The organism is Thalassobacter sp. (assembly GCF_982993085.1).
The window spans coordinates 23471-44869 of record NZ_CEZFMW010000009.1 but is presented as its reverse complement, the minus strand read 5'-3'; the positions used below and the strand labels follow the sequence as shown (position 1 = coordinate 44869).

The window sequence follows — 21399 nt, the reverse complement described above, 5'->3', positions numbered from 1 at the left end:
GGCGTCAGGCATCTAAGCCTGTCAGCGCTCTTGCGAAGTCTTCTGGATCAAAGGCTTGCAGGTCGTCGATCTGCTCTCCCACGCCGATGGCATGGATCGGCAGACCGAATTTATCCGCCAAGGCAACCAAAACCCCGCCCCGTGCGGTACCATCCAGCTTTGTCATCACAAGGCCGGACACATCTGCCAGTTTTTGGAATGTCTCCACCTGAGAGATCGCGTTTTGCCCAGTCGTCGCATCCAAAACCAGCAAGGTATTATGCGGTGCAGAGGGGTCTTTTTTGCGGATCACACGGACAATCTTGGCCAACTCTTCCATCAAATCGGCTCGATTTTGCAAACGACCTGCGGTGTCGATCATCAACAAATCTGCACCATCCGCCTCGGCCTTGGTCATCGCATCAAATGCCAATGAGGCCGGGTCAGATCCCTCGGGTGCCGTCAAAACAGGAACGCCTGCCCGATCCCCCCAGACTTGCAATTGCTCCACTGCCGCAGCCCGAAACGTATCACCGGCCGCAATAACAACCGACTTGCCCGCGGCGCGAAACTGGCTTGCCAGCTTGCCGATAGTCGTCGTCTTTCCAGAGCCATTTACGCCAACAACCAACACCACTTGGGGCTTTTTGGGGTACAATGGCATCGGTTTAGCGACAGGCTCCATAATTGCCGCCACCTCAGAGGCCATAAGCCCCTTAATCTCTTGCGTAGAAAGCCGTTTTCCCATCCGGCCCTCGGCCATATTGGCCGTCACCCGCAATGCGGTATCAACCCCCATATCCGCCGTGATTAGCAGCTCTTCCAGCTGCTCCAACATCTCATCATCCAGCGCGCGTCGCACCACCGTCTTAGCTTCACCGCGGCCCAAAATCCGTCCAAAAAGGCCGGGCTTAGGGGCTGCCTCAGCTGCGGCTTTCGCTTGCTCAACGCGGCGCTTCTCAGCCTCAAGCGCTGCGATGCGGGCGGCCTCCACTCGGTCAGCTTCAATGCGGGCCGCCTCCGCCGCTTGTCGCTCTGCATCAGCGTCCTGTGCCGATACCAAAGCAGCCGCTGCTTCCTGAGCCTCAATTTCTACACGCGCAAGTTCTTCGTCACGCCGAGCGCGCTCCGCCGCCTCAATCGTCAGGCGTTCTGCTTCGGCCTCAGCGCGCAAATCAGTATCCGCGACCGCCTCGACCGCGCCACCGTCTTCAACGATCGCATCCAAACCCTCCTCCAACTTAGAGGAGCTCTTGAACATCCGTTCCTTGAGTTTCTTGAAAAATGCCATCGCCCAGACCGTTCCTGCCGTCGCCTACGGCGCTCACATCTAATACGAGCCAGCACGGTTTGAAAGCCACTGCGTCACCTGACCTCCTTTGTTCCCAAAATACTCCGGGGGAGGCTCCGGTACGGAGGCGGGGGCAGCGCCACCTAACTCATGTAAACGCCCAAAGGGCGACGCTTAGATTTCCTCGGCAAAGTGTTTCATCGTCAGCCGGATAGGGTTCGGCGCCGCCTGCCCCAACCCACAGATGGACGCGTCAACCATCGCTTGGCTGAGATCTTCCAAAAGCTCTTGATCCCACGTTTCTGCCTGCATCAGCTTCACTGCCTTCTCGCAGCCAACACGGCAAGGTGTGCATTGCCCGCAGCTCTCGGCCTCAAAGAACCGCAGCATGTTCAATGCCGCATCCCGGACGCGGTCTTGATCAGATAGGACAACCACGGCAGCAGACCCGATGAACGTGCCATGCGGCTGCAACGTATCAAAGTCCAGCGGCACATCATTCAATGTCGCGGGCAGAACCCCCGACGATGGCCCGCCCGGTTGATAGGCCTTGAACACATGCCCCTCAGCCATGCCACCCGCCGCATCGATGATATCGACAATCGTTGAACCAGCAGGCAGCAGATACATGCCCGGTGCCGCGACGCGCCCCGAAACGGAATAGCTGCGCAGGCCAGTACGGCCGTTATGCGTGACCGATGACAGAATTTCAGGGCCTTCGCGGACAATCCGCGCCACCCATTTCAACGTTTCGACATTATGCACCAGTGTCGGACGACCAAACACGCCAACCTGAGCAACAAACGGCGGGCGATGACGCGGTAGGCCACGCTTGCCCTCGATCGATTCGATCATCGCGCTTTCTTCACCGCAGATGTAGGCACCCGCACCACGACGCAGATCGATGTATCCTGGCTCAACGATACCCGCCGCCTCTAGGGCCGCGATTTCGGTCGCCAAAATTTCAAGAACTGCCGGATATTCATCCCGCATATAGATAAAGCAGGTCTCAGCCTCGACAGCCCACGCAGCGATCAGCATCCCCTCAAGGAACAGATGCGGCTTACGCTCTAGATAATAGCGGTCCTTGAATGTGCCCGGCTCGCCCTCATCCCCGTTCACGGCCAAATAGCGTGGCCCAGGATTGGCCCGAACAAAGCCCCATTTCTTGCCCGATGGGAACCCAGCCCCGCCAAGTCCGCGCAGCCCTGAGGCAAGGACTTGATCCTGTACTTGCTCCCAATCGCCGTTCTCGCGCAAACGCGCCAGCTCGGCGTAGCCACCGCCTTTGCGATACGCCTCAAACCCTTCGTAGTCGGGCATCTTGTGGTGGGTATCCCCGGCCGCAATTGCCGCATGGACCAAATCGGGTGTGGCGTTATCGATATGGTTATGACCCAGCTCTAATGTTGGCGCCGTGTCGCAGCGCCCCATGCAAGGCGCGCGCAAAACGCGTACTTGGGATGGGTCAACGCCCTCTTCAAGCGCAGAAATCAACGCCTCGGATCCAGCCAGTTCGCACGATAGCGAATCGCAGACGCGGATCGTGAGTGCGGGCGGCACTGGATCATCTTCGCGCAGTGGATCGAAGTGCGCGTAAAACGTTGCGACTTCCCAGACCTCGGCCATCGACAGTTTCATCTCTTCGGCCAAGGCGCGTAGGTGCGCTGCCGATTGGTGGCCATAGGCATCTTGGATCAGGTGCAAAAACTCGATCAGCAGGTCCCGACGCCGGGGACGATCGCCTAAAAGCGCGCGCACTTTAGCCAGTGCGCTGTCCTCATACTGCCGACCCTTGGGCGTTTTGCGCCCTTTGCCTCGACCTGATTTCCACACACCTTTGTTGTCGTCCAATGCCATGAAAGCCTCCCGCGCGCATCGGGTGTGTGATAGCACGCTCGTAGCCACCCAAAATGTCAAAACCGACACCAAATGGGCGAATTCCCCCAAGCCGATAGCTGCGTGACTATCATAGGAAACGTATTCTCTTGGCACGGGCGAGCACACAGATTTGACAGGCATGGTTTTCAGCCGCCCCCGCCCCACTTATGATTGAGCCTGCAACCCGGAGTGACCATGCGCCTTGCCATAACCCTTTGCCTCACGCTCACCACACCTGCACTCGGCCAAGAGACGTTTTCAGGCCCGGAGTTTGACGCCCGTGTGTCCGGTAAAACCCTCTATTTTGAACGCGCAGGTCGCGCCTTTGGGGCCGAGCAATACTTTCCCGACAAACGCGTCATTTGGGCGTTTGAGGACGGCCAATGCCAACGCGGCATATGGTTTGAAAACGCCGACAGCGACATCTGTTTTATCTATGATGAAAGCCCCGAGCCGATCTGTTGGGACTTTTTCAAGCAGCCCGGCGGCGGTGTGTCGGCCCGCGCAAAGGGCGCGGACCCGCTGAATGATTTGTTTGCCGTCCATGAGGACGACGCGCCACTGGAATGCGAAGCACCCGACTTGGGTGTTTAATTCGGATCGCGCCACCACACATCAGGCTGGAAATCTATCCAGTCACCATAGATCGAAATCCGGTCAGAGGGAAATTTCAGCTCCGCATCATGGGCGATCCAAGACACCGGATTGTGCCACAACGGGACTACATAACGCCCCGCCGTCAACACCCGGTCCAGTGCCTTCACCGCGGCCACATAGTCCTCTTGCGAGTGCGCATCCAACATAGCCTCGATCATCGCGGAAATCGCGGGCGTGTCAGTGCCCATCAGGTTACGCGATCCTGGCGCCTCAACCCCCTCAGGGCCCCAATAGCGCCATTGCTCATTGCCCGGCGACAACGACAACCCCCAGCGATAATAGGTCATGTCGAAATCGTAGCTGTTCACACGCTCCGTATATTGGGCGCTGTCGATTGAGGAAATCTCAGGATCAAGGCCAAGCCGCTCCAACGCTTCGACATATATATCGACCACCGAACCGATCTCACTTGAGCCGTTTTGCAGGAGAATTTCGAACTGAAGTGGCCCGTCCGGCCCCATTAGGCGCCCATTTTCAACGGTATAGCCTGCGTCCGCAAGCAAGGCGGTGGCCCGCCGGATCGCCCCACGGTTGGCCACACGCTCACTGCCCTTGGGCAAGGAATAACCGTCAATCGCACCGGGTGGAAGGCTGTCTGCAAAGGGTGCCAACAGGTCGCGCACGCGGCCCTGCGCCGGGGCGCCGGGCGTCATGCCCAGCGGTGAGTTCGCAAAATAACTCTCGATCCGAGGCAGCGCGCCGCCGTTGAGGACAGCGTTGGTGTAAGTGAAATTAAACGCCTCAATCATCGCCTCGCGCACGCGCCAGTCCGAAAAGAACCCGGTGCGAGTGTTCATCACCAAGCCCGTCATCCCCGTGGGGCGTTGATGCGGCACCTCGGATTTGACAATAGCGCCGCTTTGCACAGCCGGAAAATCATATTGTTCCGCCCATTTCGCAGCAGAGGTTTCGCGCATCGTGCTCAGTTCACCGGATTTGAACGCCTCAAACATGGCGGACGCATCGGTGAAAAACTCCATCCGAAGGGTATCAAGGTTGTGGACACCTTTGCGCAGTGGCAGATCCCGCGCCCAGTAGTCAGGGTTACGGGTCAGCTCCACAAAACGGTTCGGCTCAAAATCTGTGATGACATAGGCCGCACTCGTAATCGGGATCACATCCAACCCGCTTTCGGCGAAATCGCGGCCCTCCCACTGGGCTTTTTTCAATACGGGGCGCATTCCCATGATCATCGCCAACTCACGGTTGGGCGCCTTGAAACTGATGCGCAGCCCCCGCGCGCCCACGGGCACAATACGAGCCACCTGCGCCCATGACCCGCGGTAGCGTGCGTGCCCTTGGGTGCCGAGCGTCTCGTAGGACCAAATCACATCCTCAACAGTGACCGGACTACCGTCGGAAAACCGCGCCTCAGGGCGAAGGTGAAACTCAACCCAATGGCCCGCTGGATCGACTGCAACCGTCTCGGCCAGAAGGCCGTATAATGTGAACGGCTCATCATAGGATCGCCCCATCAGGCTTTCGTGTGCAAGGAACCGCAACTGCCACGGCACGCGGCCCTTTTGAATGTGCGGGTTCAGGCTGTCGAAACCGCCAACCTGACCATCAATGAACGTCCCACCCTTGAGGGCGTCGGGATTGGCATAAGGCAAATGCGCAAAGTCCGCAGGCAACGCCGGAGCACCGTAAAGAGCGATTCCATGGTGCGGTTCAGCGCTTTCGGAGGGAGAATCGGTGGCAAGAATCGGTTGGCAAAAAAACGCCAATCCAAGCACAGCACCCGCGACTGCTCGATGAAAAGAATTAAAGGCCATATCGAAACAGTTCCTGTTTTCCTTGATTTATTGGCCTCAAGATACGGTGATCCCTCAAGATAGTCCAAAACTTTAACTTGGACTCTCAACACCGCATCCAGTATATTGATCTCACTGCTCGATAGGTTTCTTGCCTGTATGAAACCTGCCTCAATAACTTAACGCCAGCTTCGTGCTGGCGTTTTTTTTGGCTCAAAATTGAGGCCGTCAAACACAGCCGCCGAGCATCACAGCCGATCACAATTGATGCCGCAGTGCGGCAGGTTTAGCAGAACTTCCTTTCATTCTGCGGTGCAGCAGCTATCGTTGACGCAACGTGAGACAAAGGAAAAGATCCATGACACTTCAAGGCAAGACCGCCGTCATCACCGGGTCCAATTCCGGCATCGGTTTGGGTATCGCAATCGAAATGGCCAAGGCCGGGACGAACGTGGTGATCAACTCATTCACCGACCGCGAAGAGGATCATGCCTTAGCCGCCCAGATCGCGGCGGATCACGGCGTCAGCGCCCGCTACATTCAGGCCGATATGTCCACGGGCAATCAGTGCCGCGCCTTGGTCGAGCAGGCCGGAGCATGTGATATCCTCATCAACAATGCAGGCATCCAACACGTCGCCGCGATTGATGAGTTCCCCCAAGACAAATGGGACGCAATTGTCGCGATCAACATGTCCTCGGCCTATCACACCACCGCAGCCGCGTTGCCGATGATGCGCGCGGCTGGCTGGGGCCGGATCATCAACATCGCCTCGGCCCACGGGTTGACTGCTTCGCCGTACAAATCGGCCTATGTTGCAGCGAAACACGGCGTTGTGGGCATGACCAAGGTCGTCGCCCTCGAAACCGCGCGCGAGCCGATTACCGCCAACGCGATCTGCCCCGGCTATGTTTTAACCCCATTGGTCGAGGCCCAAATCCCCGACACCATGAAGGAATACAGCATGAGCCGTGAAGAGGTCGTTGAAAACGTCCTATTGACGCGGCAGCCATCGAAAGAATTCGCAACGGTTGAACAAATGGGCGGTACGGCTGTGTTCCTTTGCTCGGACGCGGCGGCACAAATCACGGGCACGACAATCTCAGTGGACGGCGGTTGGACCGCCCTGTGATCCCCCAATTTCTTTAACGCAAAAGGATTTACCCCATGGCCCAAGCCAAACGCATCAACCTGGCCCTTCAGGGCGGCGGGGCACATGGCGCGTTCACTTGGGGCGCTCTGGACCGGTTGCTAGAAGATGAACGGATCGAGATCGCAGCAATTTCGGGCACATCTGCAGGCGCACTGAACGGCGCGGCTATAAAATGCGGGTTGGTCACGGGCGACCGGGACAAAGCCAAGGCTGGGCTTGAGGCGCTTTGGACCAAAGTAGGCGCGATCACGGATGAGGCGTTTGGGCCATGGCTTAACGCGTTTTCGCCAATGGCGATCAGCCGGGCGATTGAATACTCGCTGCCATTCGCGCTGTCGGACACCACGTCACGAAACATATCACCCTATTTATACCGCGGTACGACGTCCAATCCGCTGCGCCGCATTGTCGAGGGCTTTGACTTTGACAATATCTGTTCCGAGGCAGGGCCGCAGTTCCATATATGTGCGACCAACGTTCGATCAGGGAAGATCCGCGTGTTCACCCGCGATGATATCACAACCGATGCGATCCTTGCCTCTGCTTGTTTGCCCACGCTGTTTGAGGCCGTCGAAATCGATGGCGAGGCCTATTGGGACGGCGGATACACTGGCAATCCGGCCCTGTTCCCGCTGTTTCACAAGGATCTCCCACGGGATATTCTGGTTGTGAATATCAACCCACTGCACCGAGCTGAAGTGCCGCGTTCCGCGCGTGACATCCAAAATCGCATAAATGAGATCAGCTTTAATACATCCCTTTTGCGAGAATTGCGTGCGATTGCCTTTGTGCAGCGCCTTTTGCATGCGGGCACTATGTCAGGCGATGCAATGAAGGATGTGTTGGTGCATATGGTCGCCGACGACGCGCTGATGCAGCAACTATCTGTGGCAACGAAGCTGGTCCCGAACCCGGCGGTCTTGGCGCAACTGCGGACTGCGGGATACCGCGCAACGGATACCTTTTTAGACCAGCATTTTGATCAGATAGGCGATGAAAGCTCAGTCGATCTGGCGGCGATGTTTGACAGTTAAATGATTGCCTGGGTGCCTTTGGCCCCGCGCCACGTGAGGGCGCTGCCCTCACACTCCCGGGATATTTTGGAACCAAAGAAAGAGTTATGGTAGCGACGTGACCCATAGGATCGTGGCGTCTTCGTCTGATACGGAGACAACATTGTGGCCCATCGAGGCGTCGTAATAAGCGCTGTCACCCCGGCGCATTTCGATCGCTTCGTAAAATTCGGTGTAGAGCCGGATGGCGCCTGTCAGCACCAGTAGGAATTCTTCTCCGTCGTGACGGACCCAATCGTCAAAATCGGAAAAAGAACGGGCGCGAATTCGGGCGCGATAGGGTAGCATCCGTTTCGTAGTGAGAGCGCCCGCGAGCAATTCGTGTTCGTAGGTTGTGGTCACATGAGCCTCACCCTCGCCCATGCGGGTGACTGTGCGACGGCCTGTGACCTGCCCCTCTTTGGGAGGGGTGAACAGCTGCGGCACCGAAATCTCCAGCCCGGTGGCGAGTTTCTTGAGCGCCTCCCAAGTGGGTGACATCTGGCCGTTCTCGATCTTGGAGAGGGTGGAGCGCGCCAGACCGGCCTGATTGGCGGCCTGTTCCAGCGTCCAGCCGCGCGATTTGCGCAAGGAGCGCACCCGCTCGGCGAGGTTGAGCGGCTCGGGGCTGCGGTCGCTTCCGCTTTCGCGGGCCAAGCGGATCAGGCTGGGTTCGGTCTTGGACATGTTGCCGTTGTATCCTCAGCCCAAAGCTGCTGCAAGCGCTTGCCGCATGGAACCCTGACACTTAAACATTGCATATGCCTGCTCTTTTTCACGATACATTTCCCGCTCCACCCGCTGAGTTCAATATGGCGGCCTATGTGTTGGAAACCGGAAAACCCGGTGCCTACGCCTTGCAGGTTGTTGGAGATGGGTCCGCGCCTTGGACCTATGCGGACCTCAGGCAAGCCGTGGCAGGTATGGCGCGTGGTTTACGGGACGCGGGCCTGAAGCGCGGCGACAGGCTGATGCTGCGCCAAGGAAATTCTGTGATCTGTCCGCTGACGTATTTGGCCTGCATTTGGGCGGGTATCATTCCCGTACCCACGGCCGCCGCACTGACGGATTCCGAGGTTGCGAGCCTCATTTCGCAGGTGACACCGACCGCAATTGCAACCTCATGCGGCGTTGTTGTGCCCGAGACCGATCTGCCGTTGCTGGATGAAGAGAGCTTGCGCCAAATGCAAAGCCTGCCCCCGCTTGCCCCAGAGATGGGCGACCCAAACCGGCTTGCCTACATTGTATTCACCTCTGGCAGTGGTGGGATATCGCGGCCGGTGTGTCATGCTCATCGGGCTGTTTGGGCGCGGCAGATGATGTGGGACGGCTGGTATGGTTTGCGAGCAGATGACCGTTTAATGCACGCGGGGGCCTTCAACTGGACCTATACGATGGGGACTGGGCTGATGGACCCTTGGACCATCGGAGCTACTGCGCTGATCCCCGCTGAGGGCACCAAGGCTCAGGACCTTCCGGCCATGATTGCCGCCCACAATGTAACGATCTTTGCCGCCGCCCCAGGGGTTTATCGCCAAATGCTACGCGGCCCGATCCCGCCCTTGCGCAAGCTACGCCATGGGCTAAGCGCGGGGGAGGCTTTGCCGAACGTCACACGCGCGGCATGGATAAAAGCAACCGGAACCGCGGTGCACGAAGCGTTGGGGATGTCAGAATGCTCAACCTATATCTCGGGCAGCCCCAGCCGGCCCGCCTCCGTCGGGACCGCTGGCTACCCACAATCGGGGCGTCACATCAGCGTGCGCACAGGTGGCTTAGCCGTAGACTATGATACGCCCGGAGAATTGTGCCTACACACGTCTGAGCCGGGGCTGATGCTGGGTTATTGGAAAACGGGAACAGGGCCTGCACCCGTTGGCACGGCTTGGTTTGGCACCGGCGATTACGTCACCATGGCCCGTGACGGCGCAATCACATATCTGGGCCGCCGCGATGATATGATGAACGCCGGGGGCTTTCGGGTCTCTCCTTTGGAAGTAGAAAACAAGCTCTCGCTCACGCCCGGCGTATCGGAGGTAGCCGCCTGTGAGGTGCGCCTGCACGAAGACACGACTGTGATCGCACTGTTTCACGTCGGCGGCCAAGAGGACGACATTCGTGACATGGCCCGGACCCATCTGGCCCGTTTCAAACAGCCGCGCCTCTATTTCGCATGTGACACACTGTTGCGAAACGCCAACGGCAAGCTGAACCGCCGCGCCCTACGCACCGAGGCAGAGGCGGCGGTGCTTGCCTCAGGGGTTGCAAAATACAGCCGAGTGAACGACGAGAGGGGATGATCACCCTTGATATTCTTTCCGACCCGATTTGCCCTTGGTGCCTTATTGGCAAAACCCATCTGTTCCGCGCCCTAGAGGCGGCGGGCGACCACCCCTTTGTGCTGGCTTGGCATCCGTTCCAGTTGAACCCGGACATGCCGCCCGAAGGCATGGATCGTCGCGCCTATCTGGAGGGTAAGTTTGGTGGCAAAGAGGCGGCCGTGCGCGCATACGCCCCCATTGCTGAAACGGCTGAAGCCATGGGCCTGAACCTCAACCTTGAGGGCATCACCCGCACGCCAAACACGCTGGACGCACATCGGATGATCCATTGGGCTGGGCTTGAACACAAGCAAACCCCCATGGCGCAAGCCCTGTTTGAGGCCTATTTTATCAAAGGCGAAGATATCGGCGACCGTGATGCGCTCGTTGAAATTGGCACCCGCGCGGGCCTAGAGGCCGACATGACCCGCCGCTTGCTGAGCAGTGATGCCGATGCTAACGATATCCGCGCCCGGGACGCTCATGCACGCGAACGTGGCGTGAGCGCGGTGCCCACATTTATTATTGCCAACCAGCACGTCGTGCCCGGCGCGCAACCGCCCGAGCTATGGGGCCAAGTGATCAACGACCTTAACGCGCAGATCAAAGCGGCAGATGTCCCCGAATGAACCCAACACTGCGGTGGCTGGCGGCCAACTGACGCCCAAGCCCCCACTATCGCGAGCCGAATTTATCGCCCTCATGGCGATGATGACAGCAATCGTCGCGTTTTCGATCGATTCGATGCTGCCGTCTCTGCCCGATATTGCACGCGACTTGACCCCTGATGAGCCGAACCGTGCACAGTTGATCATCACGACCTTTGTTCTTGGCCTTGGCCTCGGGACGCTCTTTGCGGGGCCTATTTCGGACGCAGTCGGGCGCAAGCCAGTTGTTTTGGCAGGCGCGCTGTTGTTTTGCATCGGTTCGGTTTTGGCTTACATGGCTCCTACCTTAGAAACCGTCATAGCGGGCCGTGTCCTGCAGGGCCTAGGCGCCGCTGGACCCCGCGTGGTGACACTGGCCATTGTGCGCGACCAATATGCCGGGCGCGGGATGGCCAAAATCATGTCCTTTGTGATGTTGGTCTTTGCATTGGTGCCCGCAATCGCGCCTGCCATCGGCGCGGGAATTATCTGGGTCACAGGATGGCGCGGAATTTTTGCAGCCTTTGTCGTGTTTGCTGTGCTCTTGTCGCTGTGGATGGGGCTGCGACAGCCCGAAACCCACCCACCCGAGGCCCGACGCCCCCTACGCCCCGCTGTTTTGGTATCCAGCCTTCGTGAAGTTCTTGCCAACCGCAACGTGAGCCTTGCGATTGCGGTACAGGCGTTGTGCTATAGCATGCTGTTTGGCGTCCTTGCCTCAACCCAGCAAATTTTCGACTTCACCTTTGACCGCGCTGCCAGCTTTCCGCTGTGGTTTGGGCTGGTCGCTCTGATCGCGAGCACGGCCTCATTGCTCAATGCAACGCTGGTCGAAAAGCTGGGTATGCATTTCTTGATCCGCTGGACGCTTGTCGCACAAATCCTTTTGTCAGGTCTATGCGCGCTGATCTGGCTGGGGGGTCTTCTGGATGGGGTCTATTTGTTCGCAGTGTTCATCGTCTGGAAAACATCCGTTTTCTTTCAGGTAGGCCTGACCATAGGCAACGTAAACGCCATCGCCATGAGCCCTATGGGCCATATTGCGGGCGTTGCGTCATCGGTTATTGGCTCAGTCGCGACCATCGCTGGGGCGGTCATTGCCATGCCACTGGGGTTGGCATTTGACGGAACAGCCGTCCCTTTGATGGTCGGCGTCTGTGTTCTGGCTGCCTTGGCCCGAGGGTTGATGGCCGCGTTGCCGCGCGCATCCGATACAGAGTAGCGTGCCGTCATGACGACCATGCTGACGCCAGAAACGCTGCTACGGGGGTATGCCGCCGGGATTTTCCCCATGTCCGAGGGTCGCGACGACCCCGAGGTTTTCTGGGTAGATCCGCGCGAGCGTGGGGTCATGCCCCTAGATGGTTTTCACATCTCCCGCTCTTTGGCCAAACTCATCGCCAAAGAGCCGTTTCAAATCCGCATCAATACTGCTTTTGACGCCGTGGTTGAGGGCTGCGCAGATCGTGATGAAACGTGGATAAATGGCCCTATCGCGCGCCTCTATAGTGCGTTGCACCGGGCAGGCTATGCCCACGCCATAGAGGTCTGGGAGGACCAAACATTGGTTGGCGGCGTTTACGGTGTCACGCTTGGGGCCGCGTTCTTTGGAGAAAGTATGTTTTCGCGACGCACCAACGCGTCAAAAATCGCGTTGACCTATTTGGTGCATCGGTTGCGGGCAGGTGGTTTTACACTGTTTGATACGCAGTTCGTTACACCACATCTCACATCACTTGGTGCCGTGGAAATTCCGCGTGCGATGTATCATGCGCGACTTGAGCATGCTTTGGGCAAAGAGGCCGACTTCACCCGCGCACCTGCGATGCCGTCCGCTCAGGATGTGATACAGCGCAACACCCAGACGTCGTAGCGTGCGTGATCCAGCGCCATGAGCGCAGGGGATGAGGCGATCATCCACCCCTCAAAGATATCCTGACGCCGACTGCCGTCCATCACCACCAGATGCGCGAACGCGTCACCAGCGGGGTTACTGGCGGGATATCGACATTCGCTGAGGGTGATTTCAAGTGTGCCGTAGCCCATGGTTTGGCCCGAAGCGACCTCAACATCGAACACCGAACCTGTAACTTTGTCTAAGGTACGCAAAACCGCGCCTGTGCCCGTGCCCGTGACCACGGATGTCCCCTGAGCCGGTGCCTGTTCGGGAGCCATTAGAAGGCCAAGGCTCAGTACGAATGCGCCCAGAAGCCGCATCACTATTCCTCGGACCCGGTCACGAACCGCATCAGCAACGACACCAACGAGACGGAGCCTTGGGTATCGAGAAACTCACCACCGGGCTCTAGGTTGAACGGCGAGCCACCGGGGACAATCTCAACGAAGTTGCCGCCAAGCAGCCCCTCAGAGGAGATAATCAAAGAACTGTCATCGGGGATTTCGAGGTTAGACGGCACTGCCACCGTGGCATCCGCGCGGAAGGTGACGGGGTTTAGTTCAAGGTCCGTGACGGTGCCCAACTTGACGCCTGCCAGACGCACCTCAGACCCGACGGCGATGCCATCTGCGGCACGGAACGATGCAGAGTAGTTTGCAGCGCTGCTGCCCGGTCCGTTCGCAAAGCCAGTGGCCTGTGCCGTGTAAAACAAGAACCCAAGGGCCACAGTCAGCACCACGGTGCCTACAAAAATCTCAGTTCGGTTTTCAGCCATCGGAGCGCCCCCTACATCAGGTGCCCATACGTAGCCCCGTTTATTCCGGGCTCCAAGCCTCATAATCTTGACGTTCAATGGGTTTAGCACGTTTTAGCGACCCTGCGGGAACATAAGCAGCGGCCGTCCCAGTCAAGTTCATCTGATGCGGCTTTTCCCAAACCTTATGCGGCAAGGGCGCCTCGGTGGGCGGCAGTTTGTATGTGTGATGCAACCAACCATGCCATTCGGGCGGCACCCGGGAGGCCTCTGCCTCACCATTGAAGATCACCCAGCGACGCACACCACCCTTTGTTTGGTAGTAAATGTTGCCAAGGTCATCCTCACCCACACGTTCGCCTTTGCGCCACGTAAAAAGCTGAGTGCCCAGCGTTTGACTGTTCCACCACGTCACGGCGCGCTTAAGAAAATAGAACATGGGTGTCCTCCGGTTCGAACGCTTCACCTATAGGCCCCATGCCGCGAAGCGTCCAGTGCCCCTAAGCTGCGGCATCTGGCGCGAAATAAAGGATTCTGTGCCTCCGGCGGGGATATTTCTAAACCAAAGAGAGCGCGCCGTCGCGGAAAAGGGCAGGAATTCTGGGATGAGGGAGGATTCGAGGCGGAATTCCCGCGCTGGATTTATCGTTGCGATGGACGGCGCGGGCGCGCGGGCCTATCAAAGCCGCAACAAAAGACAAAAAGACATGGAGAAATGACATGAGTGACCAAACGTATGGCTTCGACACGCTGCAAATTCATGCGGGCGCGAACCCTGACCCCGCAACCGGCGCACGCAACACGCCGATCTATCAATCCACTGCATTCGTGTTTCGCGATGCGGAACATGCATCCAAGCTTTTTAACCTTCAAGAAGTTGGCTATATTTATTCGCGCCTGACAAACCCTACGGTCGCCGTGCTGCAAGAACGGATCGCGACGCTTGAGGGCGGTGTCGGCGCGGTTTGTTGCTCATCGGGGCACGCAGCGCAGATCATGGCGTTGTTTCCGCTGATGCAGCCTGGTTGCAACATTGTCGCCTCTACCCGGTTGTATGGCGGAACGGTCACGCAGTTTTCTCAGACGATCAAACGGTTCGGCTGGTCAGCCAAGTTTGTCGACATGGACGACCCCAAAGCGGTAGCCGCGGCGATCGACGAGAATACCCGCGCTGTTTTCTGCGAAGCTATCGCCAACCCCGGCGGCCACATCACCGACTTGGATGCGATCTCGGCTGTATCTGACGAGGCAGGTATTCCCCTTATCGTCGACAACACCTCGGCTACACCTTACCTTGTGCGGCCGATTGAGCACGGCGCCACGCTCGTCGTGCATTCGACCACGAAATACCTGACTGGCAATGGCACCGTCACCGGTGGCTGTGTTGTGGACAGCGGTAAGTTCGATTGGGCCGCGAACGACAAGTTCCCGAGCTTGAGCCAGCCTGAGCCAGCCTACCACGGCCTTAAATTCGCCGAGACCTTTGGCCCAATGGCATTTACCTTCCACGGGATTGCCATTGGTTTGCGCGATCTAGGCATGACGATGAACCCACAAGCGGCGCACTATACGCTATGCGGGATTGAGACGCTTAGCCTGCGGATGGAGCGCCACGTTGAAAACGCGACCAAACTGGCCAAGTGGCTCGAAGCGGACCCACGGGTGGATTACGTCACCTATGCCGGGCTGGAATCGTCGCCCTACAACCACCTTGTGCCCAAAATCTGCCCGCGCGGCGCAGGTGGCTTGTTCACCTTTGCGGTCAAAGGCGGCTACGAGGCGTGCATCAAGCTGGTCGATAACCTCGAGATTTTCTCGCACGTGGCAAACTTGGGCGACACACGTTCACTGATCATCCACTCGGCCTCGACCACGCACCGTCAGTTGACAGCAGAGCAGCAAGAAGCCGCAGGGGCCGCCCCCAATGTCGTGCGCGTTTCCATCGGGATTGAGGATGCCGTCGATCTGATCGCTGACCTAGATCAAGCGCTGGCGAAAGCGACAGCCTGATCCTTTTGCGTTAATTTTGACCCGGGGCGGCGTTTTTCCTAAAACTCTGCCCCGGTCTTTCCTATATGGTGATCCATGTTTGCTGATCTTTTGAACCGCCTCATCGCGCCCCAGCCCGAGCGCCTTCCTCAACCGGATGCCCAAGTGGCATTGGCTGCGTTACTGGTACGTGTCGCCCGCGCGGATGGCGACTATGCTGCCGCAGAGATTGCCAAGATCGACAAGATCCTTGAGACACGCCATGGTTTGTCACCATTTGAGGCCGCAAAACTGCGTGCTCAGGCCGAAACGTTGGAAAGCGAGGCGCCCGATACAGTCCGCTTTACCCGAGCCATCAAGGATGCCGTCGATCTAGAAGACCGCACCGCCATTATTGAGGCGTTGTGGGCAGTTGTCCTCGCCGATGGGGAACGAGACCACGACGAAGATACTTTTCTTCGAATGGTCGCCAATCTGCTGGGCATAAACGACCGGGATAGTAACTTTGCGCGACAGCGCGCCGCCAAGCAGGGATGATCGCAAGCCTGCCAATGTATTGGGACGTGGCGGGCGCCGCTGCGTGGAGGGCCCTTTGGCGTGATATCCAAGATGCGGCATGCGACTTTGGCCTTAATCTGCCGGATCTGACGCCGCCCAGCGCATTGCCAAACGACTGGACCGCCCATTGGACCGATCCTGACCTTTTCCTATCCCAGACCTGCGCACTGCCGCTGCGGACATCGTTGAAGGGGCGTGTGAGCTATGTTGGGACGTTAGATTTTAACCTACCCGGAACCGTGGGTAGCTATCATTCGGTTTGTATTGGTGCGGCCCCCGCCGGACGCGTTAGGTTGGCCGTCAACGCGGCCGATAGCCAATCGGGCTGGGCCGCAGCTCAGGATGACCCGATTGTCGGCCCGGACACACAAATCATCATTACGGGTTCGCATGAAGCCTCTGCACACGCCGTGGCCGAGGGGCGCGCAGATATCGCGTTTATTGATGCGGTGACGTGGCGGTTATTGCGACGCAACACGCCCCAGTTTTCCGACATACCCGTGCGGTCACGCACGCAGCCTACACCGGGCCTTCCGCTGATTACGGCGTTATCGCGTGATCCTGCACCGCTGCGCGCAGCCTTAGACGCTGCGATCAACGGCTCGAACGTGCGGAATTCGGATGCGCTTGGGGGTTTGTCTGGCTTTCACGTCTGGCCAGAATCGGCATATTTCGACGCCCCTGTCCCACCGCCACTGGTCGGTTAAGCAACATCCGGCACCTGCGATCGGATTTGGCACATCAGCGGCTCCACCCGCACACCACGCAAGTGACGCTCCGTCACTAAAGCCTGCACCATTGCATTTCGCTACGAATTACCGCTAAGTCAGACGTCATTTGGATCTGGGGATGTCCATGAGTTCTGAAACCGCGCCGGTGATCGAAATCCGGGACCTTCACAAGGCCTATGGTGATCTTGAGGTCCTGAAGGGCGTGGACGTGACAGCGCCGCAGGGGCATGTGATTTCGCTGATCGGGTCGTCTGGCTCTGGCAAATCCACGCTTCTGCGTTGTGCGAACCTACTTGAGGACAGCCAGCAGGGTGAGGTCATTTTCTGCGGCGAACCGGTTGAGTGGCGGGGCCAAGGGGCCGCACGCGTCCCGGGTGATGCTGCTCAAGTCCGCCGCATCCGCACCAACCTGTCCATGGTGTTTCAACAATTCAACCTTTGGGCGCATATGACGATCCTTGAGAACGTCATGGAGGCCCCTGTCACCGTTCTAAAACAAGATCGCGCTGAGGTTGAGGCGCGAGCGCGCACGATCCTCGATAAGGTGGGCATTGGCGACAAGTGCGACGTCTATCCCGCCCAACTGTCCGGCGGTCAGCAGCAACGCGCCGCGATTGCACGCGGACTAACGATGGAGCCAAAGGCCCTGTTGTTTGATGAACCGACATCCGCCCTGGACCCCGAATTGGAACAAGAAGTCATCCGCGTGATCAAGGACCTCGCAGCAGAGGGCCGGACCATGCTGATCGTGACCCACGACATGGCGCTGGCGCGTGACGTGTCGGACCACGTTATATTCCTGCATCAAGGTAGGATAGAGGAAGAGGGCCCACCAGAGGCTCTCTTTAAGACACCGAAATCCGAGCGGCTCAGGGGCTTTCTTGCCTCCACCAATTTGGCCTGAGCCTAGGCGACTACCAGTAAAACCAGCTAACGGGAGACCACCATGAACAAGCTGATCCTATCCACTGCACTTCTCGCAATCGGCGCAGGCGCGGCATTTGCCGATGGCCACTCTGTTGTCCGTCTGGGCACCGAGGGCGCATACCCTCCCTTCAACTTCCTCAACGACGCTGGCGAAGTTGACGGCTTTGAGCGCGAGTTGGGCGACGAGCTGTGCGCGCGCGCCGAACTGACCTGTGAGTGGGTCACTAACGAGTGGGACAGCATTATCCCCAACCTCGTGTCTGGCAACTACGACGCCATCATCGCAGGTATGTCCATCACCGCCGAGCGTGATGAGGTCATCGACTTTACCCAAAACTACACACAACCCGATCCATCCTCCTACTTGGTGGCTGCGGGCAACGAAGACCTGAACGTCGAAACCGCTGTGATCGCCGCACAGACCAACACCATCCAAGCCTCTTTCGTGGCCGAAATGGGCGCAACACTTCTGGAATTCGCATCCCCCGAGGAATCAGTTGCAGCCGTCAAAGCTGGTGAAGCAGACGCCGTTCTGGCCGATGACAGCTTCCTTGCACCAATCGATGAGGCCGATGCTGAGCTGGTCAAGCTGGAGCGTGAAGAGCTGATCGGTGGCGGCGTTGGCATGGGCCTGCGCGAAAGCGACGGTGAGCTAAAAGCGAAAATGGATGCAGCAATCTCCTCCATGAAGGCAGATGGCTCGCTCAACGCATTGATCGAGAAATGGGAAGTCGGCGCGAAATTCTAATCGCACTTGGGCGGTGGGCTCTCGCCTGCCGCCCCCCTTTATCTCATGTTCTCATTCTGCACCGATCCCTCGACCCTGGAGACCTACCAGTGGTTCGCCTGCTACCTCACCACGGGTAAGCATACGAACTTCTATTGGGCCTTCGTCACCGTGTTATTGTTGCTCGCGGTCACTGCGCCAACAGCTCTGGCGATGGGGTTTGGCGGCGCGTCAGCGGCACGGTCGCGCATCGCACCTGTGCGCTGGCTGGGGCATGGATATATCTCCGTGGTGCGCGGTGTGCCCGACATCGCGTTTTTCCTATTTTTTGTGATCGCTCTCGATCAGGGGCTAGAGTTCCTGCGCCACAGCGCACTTTGCCCCGACTGGGACCAACCGATCCGCCAGGGCAACGATTTTATCGTCTGCGATGCGGCTAAACTGCCCTTGGGCAACGCACCCCAATGGCTGCACGAGGTGTACGGCTTCGCGCTTGCGGTCTTTACCTTTGCAATCGTGTTCGGCGCGTTTGCGGCCAACGTGCTTTACGGGGCAATGCAGGCGGTGCCCCGCGCCCAATTGGAAACCGCCGAAGCCTACGGAATGACCAGCCGACAGACATTCTGGCGCATCCTTGTGCCGCAAATGTGGGTCTATGCCCTGCCCGGTCTAAGCAACCTTTGGATGGTCCTGATCAAGGCCACACCCCTGCTGTTCCTATTAGGCGTTGAAGACATCGTCTACTGGGCGCGCGAGCTGGGCGGCACCGCCAACCCGCGCTTCACGGACTATCCCCACGGCGATTGGCGCATGTGGTATTTTCTGTTTCTTCTGGTGTTCTACCTCGCGTTCACGCGGGTGTCCGAGGTCGTGCTAGAGCGGCTGATGAATCGCCTGACCCACGGCCAAGCCACCACCGGTGGCGAAGCCCAAAGGAAAGCCGCGTGATGGAAAGTTGCCTGCAAACCATCGGCGACTACGGCCTGCGCGCACTCGGCTATGGTGAGCGGCTGCTCCCGCGCAGCGATTTCACCCTATGCCAGCAGTTCACCCTGATCGGCTCGGGCATGCTGTGGAACATCTACTTCGGCATCGTGGCATTGCTGGCGGGCTTTGTGCTGGCGGTCGCGGTTGCCATGGGCAAGGCATCAAGCAACCGGTGGGCGCGCAAATCCTCGGAATGGTTCATCTTTTTGTTCCGCGGCTCACCTTTGTTCATTCAGTTTTTCTTTGCCTACTTCTTCTTTCTGTCGCTCAAGGGCGTATCGCCAATCTTTGATGCCTTTTCGTCCGCGTGGCTTGGCGCGTTGATTGTGTTGTTTCTCAACACGGCCGCCTATTCCGGTGAAATCTTTTTCGGCGCACTCAAATCGATCCCAAAGGGCGATATGGAGGCCGCGGATGCCTATGGCCTGTCGGGCTACGCCAAGTTCCGCCGCATCACATTCCCCACAATGATGCGTCTCGCGTGGCCTGCCTATACGAATGAGGCGATCTTTCTGTTTCATGCCACCGCACTCGTTTTCTTTTCAGGGTTCCCCGCGCGCCAGCAACGCGGTGACGCCCTGTATTACGCAAATTATTTTGCCGATAAGACCTTTAATCCCTTTGTGCCTTACCCCATCCTCGCAGGATATTTCATCCTGCTGACCTTGGTGGTGATCCTGTCCATGGGGGCAATCAATCGCCGCCTGAACCGACACCTTGGCAAGGCGCCCAAGCTCAAGATAAGGCCCACACTGATCCGATGAGTTGGCTCCACGACAACCCGCACATCCACTCGGTCCGCGCGGTTGCGTGCGATCTAAATGCCCAAGCCAGGGGAAAACGTGTCCCCCGCCGCTTTGCCCACAAACTTGAGGATGAAGGCACACGGTTCCCATTTTCCGTCCTTAACCTGGATATCTGGGGCGAAGACATCGAGGACAGCCCACTGGTCTTTGACACCGGTGACGCGGACGGCATCCTATTGCCCACTGACCGTGGCTATGTGCCTATGCCATGGCTCGAAACACCCACCGCACTGCTACCGCTTTGGATGTTCCACGACGATGGCCGACCCTTTGCAGGCGACCCGCGCCACGCGCTGAACGCCGTTGTCGCACGCTACACCGCCAAGGGGCTGACGCCCGTGGTGGCCACTGAGTTGGAATTCTACCTCATCGATGACAGCCGCCGCGTTCTGCGGGTACCGCCATCGCCCCGTTCAGGTAAACGCCGTGCCGGAGCCGAGACCTTGGCCATGCGCCAGTTGGATGCCTTCGATCAGTTCTTTACAGAACTCTATGACGCCTGCGAAGCCATGGACATCCCCGCCGACACCGCCATTTCCGAGGCAGGTCTGGGCCAGTTTGAAATCAACATGATGCACCAGCCCGATGCCCTAAAGGCCGCTGATGACGCGTGGTTGTTCAAGCTGTTGGTCCGGGGTCTTGCACGCAAACACGGGTTTGCCGCCAGCTTTATGGCCAAACCCTATCCAGACTACGCGGGCAACGGGCTACACACACACTTTTCGGTTCTAGATGAGGCCGGGAAAAACATCTTTGACGATGGCGGCCCCAAGGGCACAGACACTTTGCGCCACGCCATTGCGGGCCTTCTGGCGGCAACACCCGCATCGATGCTGGTCTTTGCCCCACACGCAAACAGTTACGATCGCCTTGTGCCCGGCGCCCATGCCCCCACAGGGCTTGCATGGGCCTATGAAAATCGAACAGCAGCCATCCGCGTGCCCTCTGGCCCCCCAGTGGCGCGTCGGATCGAACATCGCATCGCAGGCGGCGACATCAACCCTTACTTGATGCTTGCGGTCGTGTTGGGAGCGGCCCTCGCCGGGATCGAGGACGCCAAAGAACCGCCTGCCCCGATCACCGGCAACGCATACGCGCTAGACCTGCCCCAAACACCAGAAACATGGTCCAAGGCCATCGCCCAATTTGAAAGCGATCCTTGGATCAAGCGTCTTCTCCCCGAGGGGCTTGTTCAGAACCTTCTGCTGACCAAGAAGCAAGAATTGACCGACGTGAGCGAGCTGACCGACGCAGAGCGCATGGACCTCTATCTCGACACGGTTTAAGT

At 58.4% G+C, this 21399-nt stretch carries 22 protein-coding genes; 15 read left to right on the top strand and 7 right to left on the bottom strand.

Annotation, left to right across the window (positions count from 1 at the left end; genetic code table 11):
• Nucleotides 1-4: 4 nt before the first annotated feature.
• The gene (gene ftsY, locus AC4GMC_RS02985) at nucleotides 5-1270 is read right to left on the bottom strand and encodes a signal recognition particle-docking protein FtsY (protein ID WP_487877355.1); all 1266 of its coding nucleotides are present in this window, start codon (nucleotides 1268-1270) and stop codon (nucleotides 5-7) included.
• A 174-nt stretch (nucleotides 1271-1444) separates the two neighbouring features.
• The gene (locus AC4GMC_RS02980) at nucleotides 1445-3130 is read right to left on the bottom strand and encodes an NAD(P)H-dependent oxidoreductase subunit E (protein WP_487878780.1); all 1686 of its coding nucleotides are present in this window, start codon (nucleotides 3128-3130) and stop codon (nucleotides 1445-1447) included.
• A 216-nt stretch (nucleotides 3131-3346) separates the two neighbouring features.
• Between AC4GMC_RS02980 and AC4GMC_RS02975 the strand changes: the two genes are divergently transcribed.
• On the top strand, nucleotides 3347-3745 hold the full coding sequence (locus AC4GMC_RS02975; RefSeq protein ID WP_487879405.1) for a hypothetical protein: 399 nt from the start codon (nucleotides 3347-3349) through the stop codon (nucleotides 3743-3745).
• Here AC4GMC_RS02975 and AC4GMC_RS02970 read toward each other — a convergent pair.
• A complete protein-coding gene (locus tag AC4GMC_RS02970) occupies nucleotides 3742-5583 on the bottom strand; it encodes an extracellular solute-binding protein (protein WP_487878101.1) in 1842 nt (613 codons plus the stop codon). The genes AC4GMC_RS02975 and AC4GMC_RS02970 overlap by 4 nt on opposite strands.
• Nucleotides 5584-5920: 337 nt before the next feature.
• On the opposite strand from AC4GMC_RS02970, the gene AC4GMC_RS02965 reads away from it, so the two are divergent.
• Complete coding sequence (locus AC4GMC_RS02965; RefSeq protein ID WP_487878100.1) at nucleotides 5921-6694, top strand: 3-hydroxybutyrate dehydrogenase; 774 nt, start codon at nucleotides 5921-5923, stop codon at nucleotides 6692-6694.
• 35 nt (nucleotides 6695-6729) lie between these two features.
• Nucleotides 6730-7749: a patatin-like phospholipase family protein gene (locus AC4GMC_RS02960; protein ID WP_487878099.1), complete on the top strand. Its 1020-nt coding sequence runs from the start codon at nucleotides 6730-6732 to the stop codon at nucleotides 7747-7749.
• Between the two features lie 84 nt (nucleotides 7750-7833).
• Here AC4GMC_RS02960 and AC4GMC_RS02955 read toward each other — a convergent pair whose 3' ends face one another.
• A complete protein-coding gene (locus tag AC4GMC_RS02955) occupies nucleotides 7834-8454 on the bottom strand; it encodes a helix-turn-helix domain-containing protein (RefSeq protein WP_487878098.1) in 621 nt (206 codons plus the stop codon).
• Between the two features lie 74 nt (nucleotides 8455-8528).
• Between AC4GMC_RS02955 and AC4GMC_RS02950 the strand changes: the two genes are divergently transcribed.
• The 4 genes from AC4GMC_RS02950 to aat are packed head-to-tail and all read left to right on the top strand — an operon-like array spanning nucleotide 8529 to nucleotide 12608.
• Complete coding sequence (locus AC4GMC_RS02950) at nucleotides 8529-10067, top strand: class I adenylate-forming enzyme family protein (protein ID WP_487879465.1); 1539 nt, start codon at nucleotides 8529-8531, stop codon at nucleotides 10065-10067.
• The gene (locus AC4GMC_RS02945; protein WP_487880301.1) at nucleotides 10064-10717 is read left to right on the top strand and encodes a DsbA family oxidoreductase; all 654 of its coding nucleotides are present in this window, start codon (nucleotides 10064-10066) and stop codon (nucleotides 10715-10717) included. Before AC4GMC_RS02950 ends, AC4GMC_RS02945 begins: the two co-directional genes overlap by 4 nt.
• Complete coding sequence (locus tag AC4GMC_RS02940) at nucleotides 10704-11957, top strand: multidrug effflux MFS transporter (protein ID WP_487878155.1); 1254 nt, start codon at nucleotides 10704-10706, stop codon at nucleotides 11955-11957. The genes AC4GMC_RS02945 and AC4GMC_RS02940 overlap by 14 nt, the downstream gene beginning before the upstream one ends.
• A 9-nt stretch (nucleotides 11958-11966) precedes the next feature.
• Nucleotides 11967-12608 (top strand): leucyl/phenylalanyl-tRNA--protein transferase, encoded by a 642-nt coding sequence (aat, locus tag AC4GMC_RS02935; protein ID WP_487878154.1) that lies wholly within the window; start codon nucleotides 11967-11969, stop codon nucleotides 12606-12608.
• On the opposite strand, the gene AC4GMC_RS02930 is transcribed toward aat, so the two are convergent.
• Genes AC4GMC_RS02930 through AC4GMC_RS02920 form a run of 3 tightly spaced genes read right to left on the bottom strand, consistent with a single transcriptional unit; the run spans nucleotide 12572 to nucleotide 13825 of the window.
• Nucleotides 12572-12952, bottom strand: a complete 381-nt coding sequence (locus tag AC4GMC_RS02930) for a DUF2155 domain-containing protein (protein WP_487878153.1) — start codon at nucleotides 12950-12952, stop codon at nucleotides 12572-12574. The two genes, aat and AC4GMC_RS02930, sit on opposite strands and share 37 nt — an antisense overlap.
• A 2-nt stretch (nucleotides 12953-12954) precedes the next feature.
• A complete protein-coding gene (mlaD, locus tag AC4GMC_RS02925; protein WP_487878152.1) occupies nucleotides 12955-13407 on the bottom strand; it encodes an outer membrane lipid asymmetry maintenance protein MlaD in 453 nt (150 codons plus the stop codon).
• A 40-nt stretch (nucleotides 13408-13447) separates the two neighbouring features.
• On the bottom strand, nucleotides 13448-13825 hold the full coding sequence (locus AC4GMC_RS02920; RefSeq protein ID WP_487878151.1) for an NADH:ubiquinone oxidoreductase subunit NDUFA12: 378 nt from the start codon (nucleotides 13823-13825) through the stop codon (nucleotides 13448-13450).
• A gap of 281 nt (nucleotides 13826-14106) precedes the next feature.
• On the opposite strand from AC4GMC_RS02920, the gene AC4GMC_RS02915 reads away from it, so the two are divergent.
• The 8 genes from AC4GMC_RS02915 (at nucleotide 14107) to AC4GMC_RS02880 (ending at nucleotide 21397) form a co-directional block, all read left to right on the top strand.
• Nucleotides 14107-15396: an O-acetylhomoserine aminocarboxypropyltransferase/cysteine synthase family protein gene (locus tag AC4GMC_RS02915; RefSeq protein WP_038004860.1), complete on the top strand. Its 1290-nt coding sequence runs from the start codon at nucleotides 14107-14109 to the stop codon at nucleotides 15394-15396.
• Between the two features lie 75 nt (nucleotides 15397-15471).
• Nucleotides 15472-15912 (top strand): tellurite resistance TerB family protein, encoded by a 441-nt coding sequence (locus AC4GMC_RS02910; RefSeq protein WP_487877229.1) that lies wholly within the window; start codon nucleotides 15472-15474, stop codon nucleotides 15910-15912.
• Nucleotides 15909-16640, top strand: coding sequence for a PhnD/SsuA/transferrin family substrate-binding protein (locus tag AC4GMC_RS02905; protein ID WP_487877228.1), 732 nt, complete (start codon nucleotides 15909-15911; stop codon nucleotides 16638-16640). The genes AC4GMC_RS02910 and AC4GMC_RS02905 overlap by 4 nt, the downstream gene beginning before the upstream one ends.
• A gap of 148 nt (nucleotides 16641-16788) precedes the next feature.
• A complete protein-coding gene (locus tag AC4GMC_RS02900) occupies nucleotides 16789-17568 on the top strand; it encodes an ABC transporter ATP-binding protein (protein WP_487877227.1) in 780 nt (259 codons plus the stop codon).
• A gap of 42 nt (nucleotides 17569-17610) precedes the next feature.
• The gene (locus AC4GMC_RS02895) at nucleotides 17611-18339 is read left to right on the top strand and encodes a transporter substrate-binding domain-containing protein (RefSeq protein ID WP_487877226.1); all 729 of its coding nucleotides are present in this window, start codon (nucleotides 17611-17613) and stop codon (nucleotides 18337-18339) included.
• A gap of 45 nt (nucleotides 18340-18384) precedes the next feature.
• Entirely contained in the window at nucleotides 18385-19266 is an 882-nt protein-coding gene (locus tag AC4GMC_RS02890; protein ID WP_487877225.1) for an ABC transporter permease, read from the top strand.
• Nucleotides 19266-20069 carry an ABC transporter permease gene (locus AC4GMC_RS02885; protein WP_487877230.1) on the top strand — a complete coding sequence of 268 codons (804 nt, stop codon included), beginning with the start codon at nucleotides 19266-19268 and terminating at the stop codon, nucleotides 20067-20069. The genes AC4GMC_RS02890 and AC4GMC_RS02885 overlap by 1 nt, the downstream gene beginning before the upstream one ends.
• Nucleotides 20066-21397 carry a glutamine synthetase family protein gene (locus tag AC4GMC_RS02880; protein WP_487877224.1) on the top strand — a complete coding sequence of 444 codons (1332 nt, stop codon included), beginning with the start codon at nucleotides 20066-20068 and terminating at the stop codon, nucleotides 21395-21397. Before AC4GMC_RS02885 ends, AC4GMC_RS02880 begins: the two co-directional genes overlap by 4 nt.
• Nucleotides 21398-21399 lie beyond the last annotated feature (2 nt).